Annotated in this window: 22 protein-coding genes; 19 read left to right on the plus strand and 3 right to left on the minus strand. The window is 55.1% G+C overall.

The genetic code is table 11. From position 1 onward, the window contains the following. Positions 1–192 precede the first annotated feature (192 nt). The 16 genes from PMPD1_RS08965 to PMPD1_RS09040 are packed head-to-tail and all read left to right on the plus strand — an operon-like array spanning position 193 to position 13,664. Positions 193–924, plus strand: a complete 732-nt coding sequence (locus tag PMPD1_RS08965) for a beta-ketoacyl synthase chain length factor (RefSeq protein WP_173633709.1) — start codon at positions 193–195, stop codon at positions 922–924. Beyond that, positions 917–1,714, plus strand: coding sequence for a lysophospholipid acyltransferase family protein (locus tag PMPD1_RS08970; protein WP_173633710.1), 798 nt, complete (start codon positions 917–919; stop codon positions 1,712–1,714). Before PMPD1_RS08965 ends, PMPD1_RS08970 begins: the two co-directional genes overlap by 8 nt. Before the next feature lie 13 nt (positions 1,715–1,727). Continuing rightward, the gene (locus PMPD1_RS08975) at positions 1,728–1,997 is read left to right on the plus strand and encodes a phosphopantetheine-binding protein (RefSeq protein WP_173633711.1); all 270 of its coding nucleotides are present in this window, start codon (positions 1,728–1,730) and stop codon (positions 1,995–1,997) included. A 23-nt stretch (positions 1,998–2,020) separates the two neighbouring features. Then, positions 2,021–2,269, plus strand: coding sequence for an acyl carrier protein (locus tag PMPD1_RS08980; protein ID WP_173633712.1), 249 nt, complete (start codon positions 2,021–2,023; stop codon positions 2,267–2,269). 18 nt (positions 2,270–2,287) lie between these two features. Next, entirely contained in the window at positions 2,288–2,848 is a 561-nt protein-coding gene (locus tag PMPD1_RS08985; protein WP_173633713.1) for a COG4648 family protein, read from the plus strand. Continuing rightward, positions 2,845–4,188, plus strand: a complete 1,344-nt coding sequence (locus PMPD1_RS08990) for an AMP-binding protein (protein WP_354292831.1) — start codon at positions 2,845–2,847, stop codon at positions 4,186–4,188. The genes PMPD1_RS08985 and PMPD1_RS08990 overlap by 4 nt, the downstream gene beginning before the upstream one ends. Next, a complete protein-coding gene (locus tag PMPD1_RS08995) occupies positions 4,175–4,519 on the plus strand; it encodes a 3-hydroxyacyl-ACP dehydratase FabZ family protein (RefSeq protein WP_173633715.1) in 345 nt (114 codons plus the stop codon). The genes PMPD1_RS08990 and PMPD1_RS08995 overlap by 14 nt, the downstream gene beginning before the upstream one ends. Further along, on the plus strand, positions 4,513–6,213 hold the full coding sequence (locus PMPD1_RS09000; RefSeq protein WP_173633716.1) for a glycosyltransferase family 2 protein: 1,701 nt from the start codon (positions 4,513–4,515) through the stop codon (positions 6,211–6,213). Before PMPD1_RS08995 ends, PMPD1_RS09000 begins: the two co-directional genes overlap by 7 nt. After that, positions 6,210–6,632 (plus strand): acyl-CoA thioesterase, encoded by a 423-nt coding sequence (locus PMPD1_RS09005; RefSeq protein WP_173633717.1) that lies wholly within the window; start codon positions 6,210–6,212, stop codon positions 6,630–6,632. The genes PMPD1_RS09000 and PMPD1_RS09005 overlap by 4 nt, the downstream gene beginning before the upstream one ends. After that, positions 6,629–7,234: an outer membrane lipoprotein carrier protein LolA gene (locus tag PMPD1_RS09010; protein WP_173633718.1), complete on the plus strand. Its 606-nt coding sequence runs from the start codon at positions 6,629–6,631 to the stop codon at positions 7,232–7,234. Before PMPD1_RS09005 ends, PMPD1_RS09010 begins: the two co-directional genes overlap by 4 nt. After that, positions 7,206–9,527, plus strand: a complete 2,322-nt coding sequence (locus tag PMPD1_RS09015) for an MMPL family transporter (RefSeq protein WP_173633719.1) — start codon at positions 7,206–7,208, stop codon at positions 9,525–9,527. The genes PMPD1_RS09010 and PMPD1_RS09015 overlap by 29 nt, the downstream gene beginning before the upstream one ends. Then, entirely contained in the window at positions 9,524–10,090 is a 567-nt protein-coding gene (locus tag PMPD1_RS09020; RefSeq protein WP_173633720.1) for a DUF3261 domain-containing protein, read from the plus strand. The genes PMPD1_RS09015 and PMPD1_RS09020 overlap by 4 nt, the downstream gene beginning before the upstream one ends. Next, a complete protein-coding gene (locus PMPD1_RS09025) occupies positions 10,090–11,247 on the plus strand; it encodes a beta-ketoacyl-[acyl-carrier-protein] synthase family protein (protein WP_173636163.1) in 1,158 nt (385 codons plus the stop codon). Before PMPD1_RS09020 ends, PMPD1_RS09025 begins: the two co-directional genes overlap by 1 nt. Further along, on the plus strand, positions 11,240–11,710 hold the full coding sequence (locus PMPD1_RS09030; RefSeq protein ID WP_173633721.1) for a hotdog family protein: 471 nt from the start codon (positions 11,240–11,242) through the stop codon (positions 11,708–11,710). Before PMPD1_RS09025 ends, PMPD1_RS09030 begins: the two co-directional genes overlap by 8 nt. After that, positions 11,707–12,438 (plus strand): 3-ketoacyl-ACP reductase FabG2, encoded by a 732-nt coding sequence (locus tag PMPD1_RS09035; protein WP_173636164.1) that lies wholly within the window; start codon positions 11,707–11,709, stop codon positions 12,436–12,438. The genes PMPD1_RS09030 and PMPD1_RS09035 overlap by 4 nt, the downstream gene beginning before the upstream one ends. After that, positions 12,438–13,664, plus strand: coding sequence for a beta-ketoacyl-ACP synthase (locus PMPD1_RS09040; RefSeq protein WP_173636165.1), 1,227 nt, complete (start codon positions 12,438–12,440; stop codon positions 13,662–13,664). Before PMPD1_RS09035 ends, PMPD1_RS09040 begins: the two co-directional genes overlap by 1 nt. Positions 13,665–13,819: 155 nt before the next feature. On the opposite strand, the gene PMPD1_RS09045 is transcribed toward PMPD1_RS09040, so the two are convergent. Both PMPD1_RS09045 and PMPD1_RS09050 read right to left on the minus strand, forming a co-directional pair. Further along, on the minus strand, positions 13,820–14,239 hold the full coding sequence (locus PMPD1_RS09045; protein ID WP_173633722.1) for a helix-turn-helix domain-containing protein: 420 nt from the start codon (positions 14,237–14,239) through the stop codon (positions 13,820–13,822). Further along, positions 14,236–14,547, minus strand: a complete 312-nt coding sequence (locus PMPD1_RS09050) for a type II toxin-antitoxin system HigB family toxin (protein WP_173633723.1) — start codon at positions 14,545–14,547, stop codon at positions 14,236–14,238. The genes PMPD1_RS09045 and PMPD1_RS09050 overlap by 4 nt, the downstream gene beginning before the upstream one ends. Before the next feature lie 462 nt (positions 14,548–15,009). On the opposite strand from PMPD1_RS09050, the gene PMPD1_RS09055 reads away from it, so the two are divergent. From PMPD1_RS09055 to PMPD1_RS09065, 3 genes are all read left to right on the plus strand, one after another. Next, positions 15,010–17,238: a TonB-dependent receptor gene (locus tag PMPD1_RS09055; RefSeq protein WP_173633724.1), complete on the plus strand. Its 2,229-nt coding sequence runs from the start codon at positions 15,010–15,012 to the stop codon at positions 17,236–17,238. A 227-nt stretch (positions 17,239–17,465) separates the two neighbouring features. Then, positions 17,466–17,996: a superoxide dismutase family protein gene (gene sodC / locus PMPD1_RS09060; protein WP_173636166.1), complete on the plus strand. Its 531-nt coding sequence runs from the start codon at positions 17,466–17,468 to the stop codon at positions 17,994–17,996. Continuing rightward, positions 17,990–18,514, plus strand: a complete 525-nt coding sequence (locus tag PMPD1_RS09065; RefSeq protein ID WP_173633725.1) for a DUF3455 domain-containing protein — start codon at positions 17,990–17,992, stop codon at positions 18,512–18,514. The genes sodC and PMPD1_RS09065 overlap by 7 nt, the downstream gene beginning before the upstream one ends. 43 nt (positions 18,515–18,557) lie before the next feature. Here PMPD1_RS09065 and PMPD1_RS09070 read toward each other — a convergent pair whose 3' ends face one another. Beyond that, positions 18,558–20,582 carry a putative bifunctional diguanylate cyclase/phosphodiesterase gene (locus tag PMPD1_RS09070; RefSeq protein WP_173633726.1) on the minus strand — a complete coding sequence of 675 codons (2,025 nt, stop codon included), beginning with the start codon at positions 20,580–20,582 and terminating at the stop codon, positions 18,558–18,560. Between the last annotated feature and the right edge of the window lie 220 nt (positions 20,583–20,802).

Below are 20,802 nucleotides of genomic sequence, written 5' to 3' on the forward strand. Positions count from 1 at the left end.
TTGAGTGCGGCACCGTCTCACGTCGAAATTCGATAAATTGACTAAAGTCCGGCGTGCTGCATGCCGACAACCATTGCGCGTCAGCCGCGTTGTTTGCTGCGGGCTTTCTCGCAAATGCGGTTAAATCCGATCGCATTCTGACCGGGGCAACGGCATCCTGTTTGGATAAAACGCCAGAAGAAGAACGATTGCATGAAATTAGCTTTTACCCTCATCGACTGGCAGGCCAGCGCGCCGGGGCTGTCGCAGGCGGCTGAATGGCAGCATTGGGCGCAACAGCCCGCCGTGCCGCCGGATGCCGATCGGCCGCTGGAAAAGTGCAGCACCTTGCCGATGATGACTGCCCGGCGGCTCGCCAGCGGCAGTCGCGCTGCCGTGGATTGCGGGATGGCCTTGATGATGCGGCAATCGGTTGATGCAATTGTTTTTACCAGCCGTCACGGCGAGCTGGAGCGCAGCTTACGTTTGATGACGGCGATTGCGCAGCAACAAAGCGCATCGCCGACGGATTTTGCGATGTCGGTACACAACGCGGCGGTCGGGAGCTTAACCATCGCTGCGCAGGCCGCGCTGGTTTCAACCTCGCTGTCGGCGGGCGTTGACTCTTTTCAGCAAGGTCTGGTTGAAGTCAGTGCGCTGCATCATGCCGGTTACCAGCAGGTGCTGCTGGTGGATTTTGATGGCGTAGTGCCCGCCTTTTACCGGCCTTATCTACCGCCGCATACCCCTCACGCGCCTTATGCCGTTGCGCTACTGCTTGGTGTCGGGCAGGGCATGACCTGCGTGGCAGAGCCGGTGAATGATCAGGCGGAACCATCGCTACCACAAAGCCTGCAATTTCTGCATGGTCTGCTCAGCCAGCAGCGCGCTTTTACCGTGGGCGGCGATCGTTTTCTGTGGCGTTGGGCGGCGCAAAATGGCTGATCGTTCGCTACCGCTGCAGCGCGCTTCGCGACTGAATACACTCTGGCGCCTGGTGATGACGGCATTCAGTTTCACCCTGTTCAGCGTCGGCGGCCTGCTGCTATCGGTAGTTTGGTTTAACCTGTTGTTGCTGCAGCGTGATCCTTTACGGCGGCGTCAGTGGGCGCGGCGTAGTATTGCCGGTAGCTTCCGCTGTTTCTTGCGCTTTTGTCGCGCGGTAGGCGTTTATGATTACCGAATTGAGGGCGCAGAGCTATTGCAGGCCGATGGAGGCTGTTTGGTGGTCGCTAACCATCCATCGCTGATTGATTATGTGATGATTGCGTCAGTGATGCCGGATGTGGATTGCCTGGTTAAAGCGGAATTGCGTCATAACCTGTTTTTTCGTGGCGTGATTCGCGCGGCGGATTATTTAATTAATAGCGAGGCGGAAACATTGCTGCCGGAAAGCCAGCGACGACTGGCGCAAGGGGACACTCTGTTGATCTTTCCTGAGGGAACCCGCACTCGCTACGGAGAAGCGTTAAAATTACAGCGCGGAGCCGCGAATATTGCCGTTCGTGCCGGTTGTGAATTACGTATTGTGCACATTACTTGCAGCCAGCGCATGCTGGATAAACAGAGCCGTTGGTATCACATTCCACCGGTCAAACCCTGTTTTACCGTGCGGGTAAAGTCGCGGTTATCCAGCCAGCGTTATCTGGCGTTGTCGGAAGGCGCATTACCCTTGGCTGCGCGCCGCCTAACGCGTGATTTACAACAGGCTTTAACACCAGAACAGAAAGAGTGATTCGGAAAATCTTATGGATGCGTTAATTCTCGACATAAAACAGATGATCATTGATACGCTAAATCTTGAAGAGATTAGTGTTGATGAGATCGATGCCGATGCGGCACTGTTTGGCGACGGTCTGGGCCTTGACTCGATCGATGCGTTGGAACTGGGATTGGCGGTGAAAAATCGTTATGGCGTGCTGCTTTCCGCCGAAAGCGAAACCATGCGCCAACATTTTTTCTCGGTTGCCTCTCTGGCATCGTTCATTAATGCTCAGCGCGCTGCGCGAAGTGCCTGATAAATATACCCCACGAGTGATGTATGAATAAGCAAGAAATCTATCAGGAAGTGTCCGCGTTGTTAGTCAAGCTGTTTGAGGTTGATGCGGCGGATATTCACCCCGACGCACGGTTATACGAAGATTTGGAGCTCGACAGTATTGATGCTGTCGATATGGTGGTTCATCTGCAAAAACGAATTGGCCGTAAAATCACGCCGGAAACCTTCAAAACAGTCAGAACCGTGCAAGATGTGGTTGATGCGGTTGACCAGTTAACCCGGCAAGGTTAATCAGGGTAGACGCGCGCTATGCAACGATTGCTGCGCAGTTCGCTGTGGGTGATGACGCTGGCCTGGCCGTTGGTGGCGTGGCTTTCAATCACACATGCTCGCTGGCGCTGGCTGTTAGCCGTGATGGGCGGGCTTTTCCTGCTCCGCTGGCTGATGTCTGGTCGCCCAAAAAATGCTGCCCTTGCGCCGGGAAAATACCTGGCCGCCTGTGGGGCGCTACTCTGCCTGGCGAGCTTTTGGTTGCATGAAAACCATTTATTATTGTGGTATCCGGTTGCGGTCAATATCGTGATGCTGCTGGTGTTTGGCGGTTCATTACTGAGCGGTATGCCGTTGGTTGAACGCCTGGCACGGCTGCGCGAACCGAATTTGCCGCACGTCGCGGTGGTGTATACCCGGCGTGTGACCCAGGTTTGGTGCTTATTTTTCCTGGTTAACGGCAGCGTAGCATTGGCGACCTGTCTGGCCGGAAACATGGCGTTATGGACCGGGTGGAACGGCATGGCAAGCTACCTGCTAATGGGGTTGCTGATGGGGGGCGAATGGTTGGTGCGTCAGCGCTTAAGGCGGCGGCAATGACGGCGTTACCCCTTCACCGTTGGCTGGATGAGGCGCAGGAGGACCGCGAGGTTGCCTGGCGTGGCGATGAAAGACTGACGTTGGCGCAATTACGGCGTCAGGTAATCGCGCTGTGTGTGCGTTTGCAAGCGGATTCCGGTGTACGCTGGGCGCTCTGCTTTGACGATAGTTTCTGGTTTACGGTGGCGTTATTAGCGGTGCTGCACGCCGGAAAAACGCCGGTTATCCTTGGCCATAGCCGACCCTCTTTATTAGCCGAACAGGCCACGCAATTTGATGGCGTGTTGACCGATACGGCACTGGAGTCAGCTACGCACGCTTCTCTGCGTCTACCGGTTGCTGAACAAAAGGAAACCTATACGTTGCCGCCGCTGCCGCAGAATGCCGAAGTGGTGCTGTTCACCTCCGGCTCTACCGGTTTACCGCGTGAAGTACGTAAACCGGTCGCTTGCCTGGATCGGGAAGCCGGTTGGCTGGCGCAGCGCTGGGGAGAGAGCCTGCGAGGCTGTAGCGTGGTAGCGTCGGTCAGCCATCAACATCTGTATGGCTTCGCTTTTCGTATTATTCTGCCGATGGCGCTTGGGTTACCTTTCGATTGCCGACAAAGCCTCTACAGTGAACAGTTAAGCGCACAATCCAGGCTGCGGCGTTATCTGTTTATCAGCAGCCCGGCATTTTTGCGCCGGCTTGACCTTAGTTTACCTGCGCCGAGATTCGCACGGGTTTTTTCTGCCGGTAGCGCGCTTCACTGGACGACGGCGGAAGCGGTATGGCGCTGGTTTAACCAGCCGGTCAGCGAAATTTATGGCAGTACCGAAACCGGTGTGTTGGCCTGGCGAATGTGTGATGAAGAGTATACCGCCTGGGTACCGTTTGCCGAGGTGTCATTCCAGCAAGACGTTTCATCGCGCTGGGTGGCGCATTCACCGATTATTCCGCAGAAAGCCGGGTGGCAACTGGATGATAAGCTTGTCTTTCTACCGGGCGGTGGTTTTCAACTGGCTGGCCGTCATGACCGGATTGTTAAAGTTGAAGATAAGCGTGTTTCGCTCAGTGAAATTGAGCGTCGACTGGTGGCGCTCCCTGAAATTAGCGATGCCGCCGCGCTGGCGCTGGTTCGCCACGGGCGTACCGCAATTGGTGTCGTGCTGGTGCTGCAAGATGGGGTCGGCGCGGAGACGCTGCCGCGATTAAAACGTCAGTGGCGGAGTGAATTGCAGCGCTGGCTTGAACCGGTTGCGCTGCCACGTTACTGGCGTGTGGTGGCGTCGATCCCGCAGAACAGTCAGAGCAAGCGTGCCTGGCCGCAAATAGAGGAGTTATTTCATGCTGCCGGTTGAATTATCACACCATCATCAAGGCCAGCAGGCCGAGTGGGTGCTACAGGTCAATGCTGATTTGTTTTGGTTTCAGGGGCACTTCCCCGGTCAACCGCTACTCCCAGGTGTGGCCCAGCTTGATTGGGTGTTGCACTACGCTGCACTGTTAGCGCCGGGAAAACGTTTTTCCTCAATTGAAAATATTAAGTTTCAGCGGCCGGTATTACCGGGTTCACGGCTAAAACTGGCGCTTGAGTGGCAGGCGGAAAAAAGCCTGTTGCGCTTTTGCTATAGCTTGCTTGACACCGTCGAGCCGGTAGCCGCCAGTAGTGGGAAAATTCGGCTGTGTTAAACGTCGGCTTTCATCCCTGCGTGGTGATCCCCTGTTATAACCACGGTGCGATGCTGCCCGCGGTATTGGCACGGCTGGCGGCGCTGCAATTACCGGTGATTGTGGTAGATGATGGCAGCGACGCCGTGACGCAGGCACACTTGGCGGCGTTGCCAACCGACCACCTGACATTGCTGCGCCTGGCACAAAATCAAGGTAAGGGCGCGGCAGTGATCCACGGTCTACAGGCTGCGGCGCAACGGGGCTTTACGCATGCATTGCAGGTGGATGCCGATGGGCAACATCAGATTGAAGATTGCCCGCGCCTGTTAGCGGAAGCGCGGCGCTATCCGAATAGCCTGGTATCCGGCCGCCCAATTTATGACCACACCGTGCCGCGCGTGCGTCTGTACGGGCGCTACATTACGCACCTGTGGGTATGGATAGAAACACTCTCTTTCTCGTTGCAAGACAGCATGTGCGGGTTCCGTGTCTACCCGCTGGCCGCGACGCTGGCGCTGCTAGCGCGTCATCCGGTAGGGCGGCGGATGGATTTTGATACCGAGATTATGGTGCGGCTGTATTGGCAGGGCGTGGAGAGCCGCTTTATCCCAACGCGGGTTATCTATCCGGCTGGCGGTGTCTCACATTTTGATGCCCTGCGCGATAATCTGCGTATCTCGTGGATGCATACGCGGTTGTTCTTCGGCATGTTGTCGCGTATTCCCTCGTTGCTGCGGCGGCGTCGGCATCAACACTGGTCATTAATGCCGGAGCGTAAAGGGCAGGCTGGCCTGCGTTTTATGCTGGCAGTGTACCAACACTGCGGGAAACGGCCCTTTACGCTGCTCTTATGGCCGGTTACCGCCGTCTACTGGCTAAGCGGACGCCAGCAGCGTAATGCCTCCCGTCACTGGTTACAGCAGATCCGCGTCTGGGCGGCGCAGCAACAGGTTTCCCTGCCAACTCGGTTGTCTAGCTATCGGCATTTTTTACGTTTTGGCGAGTCGATGCTGGAAAAAGTCGCAAGTTGGCGCGGTGATTTGCGTTGGGGCAAGGAGATTGATTTTGCCCCCGGCGCGGAGGCGGCGATTAATGCCGCTAAGCCGGGCGGACGGCTGATTCTCGCCTCGCATTTAGGCGATATTGAAGCCTGTCGCGCACTGGCGCAGCAAGTGAGCGGTCTGGTGATCAATGCGTTGGTGTTTACCGATAATGCTCAACGTTTCCGCTCAACATTGGAGGAAATCGCGCCGCAGGCCGGGGTAAATTTAATCCCGGTTAGCGATATTGGGCCGGAAACCGCCATCTTGCTACAAGAGAAAATCGAGGCGGGCGAGTGGGTAGCGATTGTCGGCGATCGTACGGCAATTAATCGCCAGCGTGGCGGCGTTCGACGCGTGGTGTGGAGTGATTTCCTTGGGCGTCCGGCTCCGTTTCCGCAGGGACCATTTGTGCTGGCTGCTGCACTGCGCTGCCCGGTTTTACTGATGTTTGCCTTACGTCATCAGGGGAAATTACAGCTCTATTGTGAGTCTTTCGCCGATCCCTTACTGCTCCCACGCGCCAATCGCCCGCAGGCATTGCAGCACGCGGTAGATCGCTATGCCGAACGTTTGGCGCACCATGCGCTGATTGCGCCGCTGGATTGGTTTAACTTTTATGATTTTTGGGCGCTGCCGGATGCCAGGCCCGACCCCGAGGAGTCAGCGTGACCGATGATGCCCCATTCTCTATTGAAGTAGAACTGACCGTGCCCTTTCACGATGTGGACGCGATGAAGGTTGTCTGGCACGGCAACTACTTTCGCTATTTTGAAATTGCCCGCGAGGCGTTGCTGGGCAAATTTAATTACAGCTACCGGGAAATGGAAGCGTCAGGCTATGTTTGGCCGGTGGTCGATACCCGGGTGAAATATCGCCATGCTTTAACCTTTGGTCAGTCGATTCGGGTGCAGGCCACCATTGATGAGTATGAAAACCGACTGCGCATTAATTACGCCATCTTTGATGTCGCTAGCGGGCAGCGCACGACCACCGGCTACACCATTCAGGTCGCGGTCGAGGTTGCCAGCGGCGAACTGTGTTTTGTCTCACCGCCCGTTCTGTTTGAACGTCTGGGAGTTACGTCATGAGAAAACGGTTATTGGCCGCGCTGGCGTTAGTCAGCCTGCATGCGCACGCCGTCACGCTTGATGATTTGCAGCAGCGTTTCGCCAGCCAGCCGGTAGTGCGCGCGGATTTCACTCAGCTACGTGAAATCAAAGGAATGGCGCAGCCGCTTAAATCCAGCGGTCACCTACTGGTTGCACAGGATAAAGGCTTATGGTGGCAGCAGGCACAGCCGTTTCCCTTGACGCTGGTATTAGACGATAACCGCATGGTGCAGGTCATCAACGGTCAGCCGCCGCAAATTATTACCGCCGCCAGTAATCCGCAGATGTTCCAGTTTAACCACCTGCTGCGCGCGCTGTTTCAGGCTGACCGACAGGTGTTGGCGGCCAATTTCGCGATTGATTTCGTCGATCAGGGGCAGGGGCGTTGGCGTATTCAGCTTACGCCGAAGGTCTCTCCGCTGGATAAGCTGTTTACGCGCATTACGTTGCAAGGCGCGGCTTTCCTTGAGCAGATTGATCTAAGCGATAAGCAGGGCGATGGTACACATATCGTGCTTAGCCATCAGCAGCTTGAGCCAAAAACGTTAACCGATGATGAGAAGCAGCGTTTTGTTTTCTAATCGTTACCGGTTAGCGGCGGTTAGCTGGGGCGCTGTCTGTCTAATGCTGGCGATCACGCTGGCGTGGCTATGGCCGCGCGCGACGGTGAATAGCAGTGTATTAGCGTTACTGCCTCATCAGGTGCTGGGGCAAGCGCCTGAAGCGTTACAACAGGGCTTCTTGCAACGGTTAGATGGCCAAATGGTTTGGCTAATTAGCCCGGGCGATGCCGCATCTCCCGCCGCTGCCGCATGGTGGCTTGCACGGCTACAAGCCATGCCAGCGCTAAAACAGGTGCAGGGGCCGATTAGCGCGCAGCAGCAACAGGCATGGGGCACCTTTGCCTGGCAACATCGTAATAATTTGATCGACCCGGCGACGCGTGCGCGCTTAGCGCAAGGCGGAGCCGCGCAGGCGGATTGGGTGCTGGCGCAGCTCTATTCGGCGTTTGCCGGGGTTAGCAGTCAGGAAATTACTCACGATCCCCTGATGTTGGTGCGTGGGGCGCAATTGGCGCTACAAAAAAACGCCAGTCAGCTTACCTTGCGCGATGGTTGGCTCATGAGTACCGATAGTGCAGGGCGGCCGTGGTATTTTATCCACGGCGAGCTGGCTAACAATGCGTTTAATATGCAGCAAAGCCATCAGTTAGTGCAGCAACTGACCGCGCTGGAAACCCAATTGCAGCAACGCTATCCCACGGCACGCGTCGTCACGCGCGGCACCGTGCTATTCAGTGATTATGCCAGTCAGCAAGCGCGGCATGATGTCTCGACGCTGGGCGTGGCAACCGTGGCTGGGGTGCTATTGCTGGTGTTCGCGGTGTTCCGTTCTCTACGGCCGCTGGCGCTATGCGCGTTGTCGGTGGGCGTTGGGGCATTGGCGGGTACCACCATTACGCTGCTGTGTTTTGGCGAGTTGCACTTAATGACGCTGGTGATGAGCCTGAGTATTGTCGGGATTTCCGCTGATTATACGCTCTACTATCTGACCGAACGTTTGATACACGGCGGCCAGGTTAGCGCGCGTCAAAGTTTGCACAAGGTGTTACCGGCGCTGTTGCTGGCGTTGTCGACGACCGTGCTGGCTTACTTAATTATGCTATGGGCGCCTTTTCCCGCGCTGCGGCAACTGGCGGTTTTCGCCAGCAGCGGGTTAATCGCCGCGTGTTTAACCGTGGTTTGTTGGTATCCGGGGCTGGTGCGTGGTTTACCGGTGCGCCCGGTTCCGGCCACCTTTCTGTTGGCGCGTTGGTTGGCGGCATGGCGCCGTAATCGCACAGTAAAGTTCGGTTTGCCAGGCTTGGTATTGGTGTTGACAGTTATTGGCCTGGCTACGCTAAAAGTGAATGATGATGTCGCGCAATTGCAGGCTCTGCCGCAACCTTTGCTGCATCAAGATCGGTTGGTGACGGCCTTAACCGGGCAGCGCGCCGACCAAACGTGGTTTATGGTTTACGGCGCAAGCGCACAGCAAACGTTGCAGAGACTGGAAGCGCTAGCGCCCCATCTCCAACAGGCGCGGCAAGAGAAATGGCTGAGTGATTATCGCCTGCTGCCATTGGCTTCGCTGCAGCGTCAGCAGCAGGATGCCGCGTTATTGCAGCAGGCGGCACCGGCGGTGATGGCGCGGCTCCGCGCCGCAGGCGTTCAGGTGAGCGAGCCGGAGCTCACGCCAGAGCCGGTTACGGTTCCGGCGTGGCTGGCGAGCCCGCAGAGTGAAGGTTGGCGGCTATTGTGGCTTAGCCTGGCAGACGGACGAAGCGGTGTGCTGGTGCCGGTGAGCGGCGTTAATAACAGTGCGGCGCTGGCCCGGTTGGCGGACAGCTTGCCCGGCGTGAGTTGGATTGACAGAAAAAGCACCTTTGACCAGCTCTTCGGCACATATCGCCTGTTGCTCAGCGGCCTGCTGGCGGCGGCGGTAGCGGTAATTGCGTTGAGCTATGTGCTCCGGTTGGGTTTCAGAGCGGGGTTAATCAGCATTATCCCGTCACTATTATCGCTCGGCGCCGGGCTGGCGGCGCTATCATTTGGCGGGCATTCGCTCAATCTCTTTTCAATGCTGGCATTAATTTTAGTTCTCGGCATTGGCATTAATTACACGCTATTTTTCAGTAATCCGCGCGCGACGCCAGTCACCTCGCTGCTGGCGATTTTGCTGGCGATGACCACCACCTTGTTGACGTTGGGGATGCTGGTATTTAGCAGTACGCAGGCCATCAGCAGTTTTGGCATTGTATTGTGCAGCGGTATTTTTACCGCCTTTTTACTGGCGCCGCTGGCGCTGCCATCATCAAAAAGGACCCCTTCATGAGAACCGGTTTAATGCTGGTGTTCTGCACATTATTACTTGGCGGCTGCGCCCGGCATCCCGAACTTGCTGGCCCCCAAGCCTGGCTTGAGCCCGGCGTAAAAGTCACCTTGCCGCCGCCGGGAATTATCCCGGCGATTAATCAGCAACAGTTATTGACCGGGACATTTAAAGGTAAGCAGCAATCGCTGCTGGTGCTACTGAGCGCCGACCAGCAACAACTCTCGCTCGCCGGGCTCTCTTCGCTGGGTATCCGCCTGTTTCGGGTAACTTATGATGAGCACGGAATACAGACTGAACAGTCATTGGCGTTGCCGGATATGCCGCCAGCCAGCCAGGTGCTGGCGGATATTATGCTTAGCTATTGGTCAATTAGCGCCTGGGAACCGCGTTTGCCGGCGGGCTGGACACTGACCGATGCGGGGAATACACGCCAACTTCGCGATAGCCATGGCAGGCTGGTGAGCGAAATTCAGTATCAACAACGGCAAGGGCGGCGCGAGCCGGTGAGTATTCACCAGTTGGCGTTTGGCTATCAGATTATCATTCAACATCTGGATTCATGATGACGTTTATCTCCGCGACCGGCATGGTGAATGCACTCGGTCACTCGCTGGATGAAATTGCGCGTAATTTGCAGGCCGGTTATGCGCCAGGCATGCGTGCATCCGACGCCTGGTTGGTGGCCGGTAAAAGATGTTGGTTAGGGCATGTTGATGGCGAATTACCGCCGATCCCGGCCGCGTTGGCGCAGCATAACAGCCGCAATAATCGATTATTACTGGCGGCATTAGCGCAAATTCGTCCTCAGGTTGATGCGGCGATTGCCCGCGTTGGCAACGCGCGAGTGGCGGTTATTCTTGGTACCAGCACCTCGGGCGTTGAAGAGGCCGAGCGGCTGATGCGCGGAGAGAATCATGACTTTTACTATGCACAACAGGAGTTGGGCGACCCGTCGCGTTTTCTTGCCGCTTTTCTAAACGTAACCGGACCGGCGTATACCTTGTCGACGGCCTGTTCCTCAAGCGCTCGCGCCATCATCAGCGGTCAACGTTTGCTGGAGGCAGGGCTGGTGGATGTGGCGATTGTCGGCGGCGCGGATAGCCTGGCGCGTATGCCGATTAATGGTTTTGACAGTTTGGCCTCGTTATCTGCGACGCGCTGCGCGCCCTTTAGTCAACAACGCGATGGCATCTCAATTGGCGAAGGCGCGGCGCTGATGCTGCTCACCCGTGAGCCGCAGCCGGTCGCGTTACTGGGTATCGGCGAATCGTCCGATGCCTGGCATATGTCGGCGCCGCACCCGGAAGGCGAGGGCGCACTACGGGCGATGCGTATGGCGCTGGAACACGCCGGGCTGAGTGCCTGGGATATTGGCTATATCAATATGCACGGTACCGCGACGCCGCTGAATGATAAAATTGAGGCCGAGGCCGTTCACCGTCTGTTTGGCGATCGCGTCCCGTCAAGTTCAACGAAACATTTAACCGGCCATACGCTCGGCGCCGCCGGGATATGTGAAGCAGCGCTGTGCTGGCTCATTTTAACCCGTGACCTGATGTTACCGGTGCAAGACTTTACCGCCGTCGCCCGTGATGAAAGCTTACCGGCCTGTGGTTTGGTGACCAGGCCGACCAAGCTCGCGCGCCCGGCGATCCTCTCCAGTTCATTTGCTTTTGGCGGCAATAATGCCTGCCTGATTTTGGGACGACCTGATGTCTGAGTTTCTGCCGGCAGAGCATTACTTGCCGCATGCCGCACCGATGGTGCTGGTGGAAAAGGTGATGCATATTGACGCCGATAGCGCCTGGTGTCAGGTTACGGTGAGCGCCGAGGGGATACTGGCGCCGTTTCTTAATGCGCAGGGCGAGTTACCCGCGTGGTTCGGGGTGGAAATTATCGCCCAAACTATCGGCGTCTGGTCAGGCTGGCACAGCCTTCAGCATCAACAGCGCCCGCCGCGACCGGGAATGTTACTTGGCGGACGCGGCTATCGCTGTCAGCACGCCAGTTTCGCGGCCGGTTCGCGGTTGGATGTGCGTATTACCTTGTTGATGCGCGATGATAAAATCGGCAGTTTCGACGGTGAAATCACTATTGATGGTGCCCTCGTCGCCAGCGGCAGGTTGAATACCTGGCAGCCGGATGAAGATGAATTTACACAACTCGTAAACAGGACGGAATAATGCGCTCAGTATTAGTCACCGGCGCCAGTAAAGGAATTGGCCGGGCCATTGCGCTACGGCTGGCGGCGGATGGTTTCACCCTCATCGTACATTATCATCGTGATGAAGCGGGGGCCGAGGAGACGGTACAACAGATTGTTGCAAACGGAGGTAACGCCCGCCGCGTGAATTTTGATGTTGCCTGCCGTGATGCATGTCGCGCCGCGCTGGAGCAGGATATGGCCGATCATGGCGCCTACTATGGCGTGGTTAGCAATGCCGGTATCACGCGTGATGGCGCCTTCCCGGCCCTTAGCGACGAAGATTGGGACGGTGTAATTCATACCAATCTCGACAGTTTTTATAACGTGCTTCATCCCTGCATTATGCCAATGATTGGCCTGCGTAGCGGTGGGCGTATTATTACGCTCTCCTCGGTATCAGGCCTGATGGGAAACCGTGGGCAGGTGAACTACAGCGCGGCGAAAGCCGGGATCATCGGTGCGACGAAAGCGTTAGCTATTGAACTGGCGCGGCGCAAAATCACCGTAAACTGCATTGCGCCCGGCTTGATTGATACCGGGATGATCCAAATGGAACCGGTGGCGGTTGAAGAAGCAATGAAACTGATCCCGATGAAACGGATGGGTGCGGCGGATGAAGTGGCCGGGCTTGCCAGTTATTTGATGTCGGACATTGCCGGTTACGTTACCCGGCAGGTCATTTCAATTAACGGAGGCATGTTGTGATGCGGCGCGTAGTGGTCACCGGAATGGGCGGGGTCACCGCGTTCGGCGAGCGTTGGGAGCAGGTAGCGCAGCGCTTGCGGGCCGGGCGCAATGCGGTGCGCAGTATGCCGGAATGGCAGGCTTATGAGGGGTTAAATACCTTACTTGGCGCGCCGATTGATGACTTCAGGTTGCCGGAACACTATACCCGTAAACGGATCCGTTCGATGGGGCGCGTTTCCCAGTTGGCGACCCGTGCCACGGAGTTGGCATTAGCGCAGGCCGGGCTGTTGGATGCACCGGTACTGACTAGCGGCGAAACCGGTATTGCCTATGGCTCGTCAACCGGCAGTACCGGGCCGGTTAGCGAGTTCGCCACCATGCTGACCGAGAAGCATACTCACAACATTACCGGAACCACCTATGTACAAATGATGCCGCATACCACCGCGGTTAACGCCGGGTTATTTTTTGGCTTACGCGGACGGGTTATTCCCACCTCCAGCGCGTGTACCTCAGGCAGCCAGGCGATCGGTTATGCGTGGGAAGCGATACGCCACGGTTATCAAACCGTGATGGTGGCAGGCGGTGCGGAGGAGCTATGCCCTTCAGAAGCCGCGGTGTTTGACACGCTATTTGCCACCAGCCAACGTAATGCGTCGCCGCAGAGTACGCCCGCGCCGTTTGATGCCGACCGTGACGGGTTGGTGATTGGTGAAGGTGCCGGCACTTTGATTTTGGAGGCGCTGGAGCATGCACAGGCGCGAGGTGCCACCATCTATGCTGAGGTAGTGGGGTTCTATACCAACTGCGATGCGGCGCATATTACGCAACCGCAACGCGAAACCATGCAAATTTGTATTGAGGGCGCGTTGCGCAGTGCCGGATTACGTGCGCAGGATATCGGTTATATTAGCGCGCACGGCACCGCAACCGATCGGGGCGATGTGGCAGAGAGCCTGGCAACGGCGGCGGTGTTTGGTCATCAAACCCCGATCTCTTCGCTGAAAAGTTATTTCGGTCATACGCTGGGCGCATGTGGCGCGCTGGAAGCGTGGATGAGCATTGAAATGATGCGGGCAGGCTGGTTTGCCCCCACGTTGAACTTACGCAACCCGGCGGAGGATTGTGGGCGGTTGGATTATATTATGGGGCAGGCACGCACCCTTGATACCGATTATATTCAGTCGAACAACTTTGCTTTTGGCGGCATTAATACTTCGCTGATCTTCCGCCGTTGGCGTTGATGACCGGTTGGTGTCGGCCATGATCGCCTGCAGTTAATTGAACCATTATCTCTTTCCCGACCAGGCATGGATACCTAACCGCATCTGTGACTTTACGGGTGACGCGCCGGAGTGGAGTACGTTAAATGGGTATCTTTCCTACGCCAGCCTGGAGGTTATAGAAACCACTCAGGTTTCACACCAAACCGAGCAGAAAGCGCTTTAATGTGAGTGATTGTCAGCGATCGCTGGCCAGACAGAATCTGGCTAACCAGAGATTTAGAGCCGATCTCCTCCTTCAAGTCAGAATAAGACAGCTTGTACTGGTCAATCAGGGTGCGGAGCAAGGCAACGCCGGTTGGCATTTCAGCGATAGCTTTATTGAACTCAGCGAAACGAGGGCTGTTATCTTCATATTCAGCAATTTTGCTCGCCAGGAAGTCAATGAGCGGGTTCTCGTCGTCGTTCTCGATCAGATAGTCCACCAGCTCCATCGCTTCGCGGTAATCGCTCTCGGACGAACTGCCCCCCAGGAAGGGGACAGCAGCGACGAGTTGTTTGGTTGCTTCAATGGCTTTTGCAGTGTCGGTAATCATTCTTTGTTCTCCCTATAATAGCGGGTCAACTTGTCGTAATCAGCGTGGGTTGCGATGTGCTTCACATAGAAGCGTTTATTCACGAAATTGATACAGGCGATAACCCTCAAGTTGTTGCCCCCTACATCCAAAACCCACCACTTATTCCGGCACTTAAAATTATCCAGGCTCGGAATCAGAGTTCGCATCTCAGCTGGAGAAGAGAAGTCCGTCTCGCGCACTAAGCGGTACAACGCCCGAATGACTAACGAATCGTTGGGATATCGCTTTGCCGCTTCCTCAAAAGGCTCTTTTGAAATTACGTGCATCTTGCGGTCGATCCATCCGTTTACAATATGTGAACGCTAACTTTGCATTTCACAACTCCGCCAAAATCCCTGGTTAACCTGAACAGAGTGGACCTTGAGGGCATATGGGCCGTTTTGATGCGAGGCTAACCGACGAGTTAAGCCAAAAGCGAGAGCAACCTGGAAGCGCCCACCGCCTCCGTGGGGGCTGATTCTGATGATAGTGGTGATCTGCTGGTGGTTATGGCGAAACAGCTGACAATGAGCCTGTTATCCCCAATCAGCCGGGTGACCGGCTGCTTTCATCACCTGATATAGTTTATCTTCTTATCTCATCGCGAATTTCCCAGATTTTCTCTGGTTACCACAGTAAAAACAGGGAAATACGGCCGCTACTTTTCACTTGCATTCGGTTTTTTCCTGCGGATAATCGCAAATCCAAATAATAAGCATTCTCACTATTTTTATCATTGGGGAACACAAATGCACAGTGCCATTCGCCCGGCGAACCGGTTTAAACCGACGCTGATCGCTCTGTTGGTTAGCGCGGCTGTTTTACCTGCTGCCGCGGCTACTAACGCCACCACCAACGCCACTACCACCAACGCTACCACTGCGCCGGGCCAACCCGCGCAGCATGAAGAGACGATGACCGTGGTTGCCACGCCGGAAAATGATTTTAAACCGGGTGGCGATCAGTTAGTCCCTGCCTATCTTGACGGGCAGGTGGCGCATGGTGGTCGCTTAGGCATGATGGGTGAGCAAAAGGCGATGGACGTGCCGTTTAACGTCATTGGCTTTACCAGCAAGCTGATTGCCGATAAGCAAGCCACCACTATCGCCGATGTGGTACGCAATGATGCCGGGATTCAGAACGTGCAAGGTTTTGGCAACTTCGCCGAAACCTACCGTATTCGTGGTTTTGAGTTGGACGGCGATGATATGACCTTTGGCGGCTTGCCAGGCGTATTGCCGCGTCAGGTGGTCGACACCAGTATGATTGAGCGTGTCGAAGTTTTTAAAGGCGCTAACGGGTTGTTTAATGGCGCCGCGACCAGCGGCGTGGGTGGGATGATTAACCTTGAGCCGAAACATGCTGATGATGTTCCGCTTACGCGCATTGGTTTGGACTACACCTCGTCTTCACAGATTGGTACCTCGCTGGATGTTGGTCGCCGTTTCGGCGATAACAACCAGTTCGGCGTGCGGGTCAATTTATTGCAACGTGAAGGGGATACGGCGGTTCATGATGAGAAAAAACGCACCACGTTGGCCTCGATTGGCCTTGACTATCGTGGCGACCGTTTCCGCTCCTCACTTGATTTCGGCTACCAGAAAAAGACCTTCCACGACGGTTTATTAGGCGTCAATATCAGCGGGGTAGATTTTATTCCGAACGTGCCTGACAACAGCCATAACTACAGCCAAAAATGGGTGTATAGCGACATTGAAAGCCAGTTCGGCATGACGCGCGCTGAATACGATTTAACCGATAACTGGACGGCGTATGCGGCGCTGGGCGGCCAACACTCGCATGAACTGGGCGACTATGCTTCACCGACCTTGCTGGCACGTAATGGCGACGCGACCATTGGCCGCCTCGATACCAATAAATACATCGATATATTCAGCGGCATGGCCGGGATACGCGGTAGCTTCGATACCGGTTTTGTTTCGCATAAAGTGAATTTCGGCTACTCCGCCGAGGCGCACCGCGAAAAAACCGCGTATGCGATGGCGTTAACGCCAGAAGATACCAACATTTATCATACCCCTGACGTACCGAACCCGACTGCTGACTTCTTCGGCGGCGATATGGGGAACCCACGGCCAACCAGCCGCACCCGCGCCGAAGGGTATCTGTTAAGCGATACGCTCGGCATACTGAATGATAAGGCGTTGCTGACCTTAGGCGCTCGTCATCAAAGCGTGACGGTACGTAACTACGCGTACGGCACGGCGCAAGAGGACACCAGCGCGCGCTTCGATAAGAGCCGCTGGACGCCCACCTATGGCCTGGTTGTAAAGCCGTGGGACAACATCTCGCTGTATGCCAACCATACCGAAGCGTTACAGCCGGGCAGTTCTGCGCCGGAAGGCACCACCAACTTCGGTCAGACCACCGGGATTATCCATTCGAAGCAGAATGAGGTTGGCGTTAAGGTCGATTACCAGCGTATTGGCGGCTCGCTGGCGCTGTTTGAGATTAAGAAACCGTCGGGCGTCATTGTTGGAGATACCTATACGCTGGATGGCGAACAGCGCCATCGGGGGATTGAGCTGAACGTGTTCGGCGAACCGGTACTGGGGTTCCGTGTTAACGGCAGCGCCACTTGGCTTGATCCGACCATTACCAAATCGCAAGATGGTCAGTTTGATGGTAAAGACCCGATTGGCGTGCCGCATTACAATATGGTGCTGGGCGCGGAGTATGATATCCGGCCGGTCACGGGTCTGACGGCGACCGCCACGGTGAACCGTTCGGGTTCACAGTTTGTTGACTCCGCCAATACCAAGAAGCTGGACAGCTACACCACCCTGGATCTGGGGATGCGTTATCGCATGAAACTCCAGCAAAACGATCTGGTATGGCGCGCCGGCGTTGAGAACGTCACCAACGAAAAATATTGGTCAAATGTAGAGAGCTTCGGCACCTATATCTACCAGGGCGAACCGCGTACTCTCAAAGTGTCGGTAAGCTACGATTTCTAACCGATACCGATGGAGCAGGGACGCTCCTCAACCCTTTCATCACCTCCCTGACGGTTTTCGACCTCTTATTACTAACACCTCTCTGTGGCCTTTTATTCGCATTCATCGCATCGGTTTTAACTATTAATGAAATTAGATGTCTCGCGCTGAAAATCACTATAAAACCTTAGCGTTCTACAAGAAATAACCGAGCAACTGACAGAACGTAAACGGAGACGGGAGTGATGATGAAAAGACGCAAGGTGCTCAACAGCGCCATTTTGGCGGCCGGTTTAGCGTTGACCAGCGGGGCGTGGGCGGCAAGTGTAGTGATGAATGAAGTGGATGCGAACGGTATTGTAAAATCGGTAGGTACGGTTACCGTTGAAACCTCACCGTATGGCGTAATATTTACCCCCAAATTAACCGGCCTACCGCCGGGTATCCACGGTTTCCATCTGCATACCAACCCGGATTGCGGCCCTGCCCTGCAAAATGGCAAAAAGGTCGCTGGCTTGGCGGCGGGCGGGCATTTTGACCCGGCGCATACCGGTAAGCATGAAGGACCGTGGGGCAATGGGCATCTCGGCGATTTACCGGCCTTATACGTCGATGATCACGGCAACGCGACCTATCCGGTGCTGGCGCCGCGTTTACGGATGGCGGATGTGAAAGGGCATGCGTTAATGATTCATGCCGGTGGCGATAACCACTCCGATATGCCTGAAATGTTAGGCGGCGGCGGTGCGCGTATTGTGTGTGGGGTGACGTCATGGTGAGCCGTTTCGTCGCTGTTTGCGGTGGTTTAACGCTGTTACTGGCGAATGTCGCCGGTGCTGCCTTTGCCGCTGACCAATCGATTAACGTTTCCGATTCGGCGCATTTAAGCCGTGAACTGTATGCGCGTGGCGTACAAATTTATCGCTGCGCAGCGGGCGCAAACGATAACGCCGTTGGTGTATGGGTATTTCAGGCGCCCGAAGCCTCCCTGTTTAGCGACCGGGCTTTAACCACTTTGGTGGGTGAACATTTTGACGGACCGAGTTGGCAAGGTATTGATGGTAGCGAAGTCCGCGGTCAACTGCTGGCGAGCCGTGCGGCACCACAAGCGGGCGCTATTCCGTGGTTACTGCTCAGCGGTCACCCGACACAAAACGCCGGGATGTTTAGCCAGATTGCATGGGTGCAACGTATTGATACCCGTGGCGGCGTAGTCGGGGCGGCGGTGTGCGATAAACCCCGTTTCGGCGCCACACTAAAAGTCCCTTATACCGCGACTTACCGTTTTTATCGTTAATAGCGGACGGTTAACGGGCCGCGATTGGCTGCCCGTTAAGACACTAAAGCCCGCGCCGTTGCAAGATTTCATTCAATTGCTCGGGCGAACGGGCGCGCGAAAATAACCAGCCCTGAAAACGGTGGCAGCCCATATCGGATAACGCGGCAAATTGCGCGGGTTTCTCTACGCCCTCGGCGACGATATTGATATTGAGCGCCTGACACATCGCGACAATCCCGCGAATGGTTATCAAAAAATCATCATTTTCAGTCATATCAAACACAAACGAACGATCAATTTTCACTTCGTCAATCGCCAGTTTACGCAGCCCGGTTAACGACGCCATGCCAGTACCGAAATTATCCAGCGCGATATTGATTTTCATTTCTTTCAGGATATTCAGCTTGCGTTGTGCATCCGGCATATTATCGGTGAGGGCGGTTTCGAGCATTTCGAAACTCAGTTGTTGCGGATTAATGCCGCTACGCGTCAGTACCTGTTCAACGCTTTTAATAAAATCAGTACGCCTGAGTTGGCGCGGGCTGATGTTGACCGAGACGCGTAGCGCATCGAATAACGGCTGCGATTGCCAAAGTTTGAGTTGGCGGCAGGTCTGCTCCAGCACCCACTCGCTAATATTAAGGATGAGACCGGAGTTTTCCGCTACCGGAATAAAGGTCGCCGGCGCGATAATTTTGCCGTCTGGCGTACGCCAGCGTAGTAAAGCTTCCAAACTGGCAACCTCGCCGCCGCGTGAATATTGCGGCTGATACTCAAGGTAGAACTCGCCATTATCCAACGCGCGACGCAGGCCGGTCTCAATGGTGTCGCGCTGGCTCTGCTCCGCCCGCAGACGGTCTGACCAAATCATCCATTTACGGTGATTATTTTTTGAATAATATTGCGCCATATCCGCCTTGTGCAGCATCTCTGCCACTGGCGTGGTATCGTCTTTAAACAGGTACATGCCAATACTGCTGGAAATAGATACCGTGTTACCGGCGATTTCTATTTCCCGACTGAGGCTATCCAGTAGGCGGTTTGCCAACACGATGAGTTTCCCCTTCGCCTCTTGGTGACTGTTTCCTAAACAGTTGACCAAGATTGCGAACTCATCGCCGCCGAGGCGAGCGATCGCGTCATGACCGCGAATGGTTGAACGCAGGCGTTGCGCCACCTCTTTTAACAACAAATCGCCGGCATTGTGGCCGAGCGAATCGTTCACCTCTTTAAAACGGTTTAGATCAAGATAGAGCAGGGCAAGGTAGTCATTATTGGCCATAGATTGCTGACGTGCCTGTTCGACTTTTTGATAAAAGCGTGGGCGATTTTCTAATTGTGTCAGCGGGTCGTGCCAGGCAAGATTATGCATCTCCTGTTCGCGCTCTTTCTTCTCTGTGATGTCCTGGGTTTTGCCCAGCATCTCTACCGAACGGCCTTCATCATTATGACGAACAACCTTGCCATGGTTGATTATCCAACGCGTTTCGTCACCGCGCACGATAATGCGATATTCGCAAACATAGGTGGGGGTTTCGCCACGTAAATGGCGCGTCAATGTCTGTTTCACCCGCTCCGCATCCTCCGGATGCACCAACTCAAATACTTCACTTTCATGGTGATGAAGCTGCCGGTCGGTAAAACCAAAAATACGGCTCCAGCACTGATTATGGGAAATTAACCCGCTGGGAATATCCCAAAACCAAAATCCCTCATCGGTCAGTTCAAGCGTCTGTTCCAGCCGATGACGCATATGCGCTTCCTGACGCTGAGCGGTCATTTCAGCGGTAATATCCGTGCCAATAAACAGATGGCCCGCAGCATGTTGCTGTATTTCGGTGGCGACGCTGTGGGTGCGAATATAGCGAGGATGCTGCCCGTCGTTAATCTCAATCACCTGCTCCTGTGAAAGCAGGGCGTTATCAAGTAATTGGGCGGCAACCAGTCGCTGAAACAACGTTTCGCCATGTTGGTTGGCAAACGTCAGGCGATGACCGTCATCCACAAGAAAAATGGCGTTCGCGCTGTGCTCAATTATCTGTTCAAAAATCAGTAAGCTTTCTTCAGGAAGGCGGTATTGATGCATGATTGACCACGTTTACCGGGGCACAGAGAGAAACGAAACCGGGCGTTTTTTTAAGCGGCAATATTATTAGCAGTTTTTCAGAGTAAGTCTATGGATATAAATAATAAAAGGGCGAGCGATGTCATATAATGGCAAACTCGTTATTTTGTCCTTTAATTCTCTCTTACCACTACTTAATTCAAGGGAAATTTGCGCTGGCTCTAAGTGAAAATAGCGTGTG

Origin of the sequence: Paramixta manurensis (assembly GCF_013285385.1) — a bacterium.
GTDB classification, from domain to species: domain Bacteria; phylum Pseudomonadota; class Gammaproteobacteria; order Enterobacterales; family Enterobacteriaceae; genus Paramixta; species Paramixta manurensis.

What these genes read in the sequence shown, in the direction of transcription:
- PMPD1_RS08965 (WP_173633709.1), top strand. Translation starts at nt 193, where the DNA reads ATGAAATTAGCTTTTACCCTCATCGACTGGCAGGCCAGCGCGCCGGGG.
- PMPD1_RS08970 (WP_173633710.1), top strand. Translation starts at nt 917, where the DNA reads ATGGCTGATCGTTCGCTACCGCTGCAGCGCGCTTCGCGACTGAATACA.
- PMPD1_RS08975 (WP_173633711.1), top strand. Translation starts at nt 1,728, where the DNA reads ATGGATGCGTTAATTCTCGACATAAAACAGATGATCATTGATACGCTA.
- PMPD1_RS08980 (WP_173633712.1), top strand. Translation starts at nt 2,021, where the DNA reads ATGAATAAGCAAGAAATCTATCAGGAAGTGTCCGCGTTGTTAGTCAAG.
- PMPD1_RS08985 (WP_173633713.1), top strand. Translation starts at nt 2,288, where the DNA reads ATGCAACGATTGCTGCGCAGTTCGCTGTGGGTGATGACGCTGGCCTGG.
- PMPD1_RS08990 (WP_354292831.1), top strand. Translation starts at nt 2,845, where the DNA reads ATGACGGCGTTACCCCTTCACCGTTGGCTGGATGAGGCGCAGGAGGAC.
- PMPD1_RS08995 (WP_173633715.1), top strand. Translation starts at nt 4,175, where the DNA reads ATGCTGCCGGTTGAATTATCACACCATCATCAAGGCCAGCAGGCCGAG.
- PMPD1_RS09010 (WP_173633718.1), top strand. Translation starts at nt 6,629, where the DNA reads ATGAGAAAACGGTTATTGGCCGCGCTGGCGTTAGTCAGCCTGCATGCG.
- PMPD1_RS09015 (WP_173633719.1), top strand. Translation starts at nt 7,206, where the DNA reads ATGATGAGAAGCAGCGTTTTGTTTTCTAATCGTTACCGGTTAGCGGCG.
- PMPD1_RS09020 (WP_173633720.1), top strand. Translation starts at nt 9,524, where the DNA reads ATGAGAACCGGTTTAATGCTGGTGTTCTGCACATTATTACTTGGCGGC.
- PMPD1_RS09025 (WP_173636163.1), top strand. Translation starts at nt 10,090, where the DNA reads ATGACGTTTATCTCCGCGACCGGCATGGTGAATGCACTCGGTCACTCG.
- PMPD1_RS09030 (WP_173633721.1), top strand. Translation starts at nt 11,240, where the DNA reads ATGTCTGAGTTTCTGCCGGCAGAGCATTACTTGCCGCATGCCGCACCG.
- PMPD1_RS09040 (WP_173636165.1), top strand. Translation starts at nt 12,438, where the DNA reads ATGCGGCGCGTAGTGGTCACCGGAATGGGCGGGGTCACCGCGTTCGGC.
- PMPD1_RS09045 (WP_173633722.1), bottom strand. Translation starts at nt 14,239, where the DNA reads ATGATTACCGACACTGCAAAAGCCATTGAAGCAACCAAACAACTCGTC.
- PMPD1_RS09050 (WP_173633723.1), bottom strand. Translation starts at nt 14,547, where the DNA reads ATGCACGTAATTTCAAAAGAGCCTTTTGAGGAAGCGGCAAAGCGATAT.
- PMPD1_RS09055 (WP_173633724.1), top strand. Translation starts at nt 15,010, where the DNA reads ATGCACAGTGCCATTCGCCCGGCGAACCGGTTTAAACCGACGCTGATC.
- sodC (WP_173636166.1), top strand. Translation starts at nt 17,466, where the DNA reads ATGAAAAGACGCAAGGTGCTCAACAGCGCCATTTTGGCGGCCGGTTTA.
- PMPD1_RS09065 (WP_173633725.1), top strand. Translation starts at nt 17,990, where the DNA reads ATGGTGAGCCGTTTCGTCGCTGTTTGCGGTGGTTTAACGCTGTTACTG.
- PMPD1_RS09070 (WP_173633726.1), bottom strand. Translation starts at nt 20,582, where the DNA reads ATGCATCAATACCGCCTTCCTGAAGAAAGCTTACTGATTTTTGAACAG.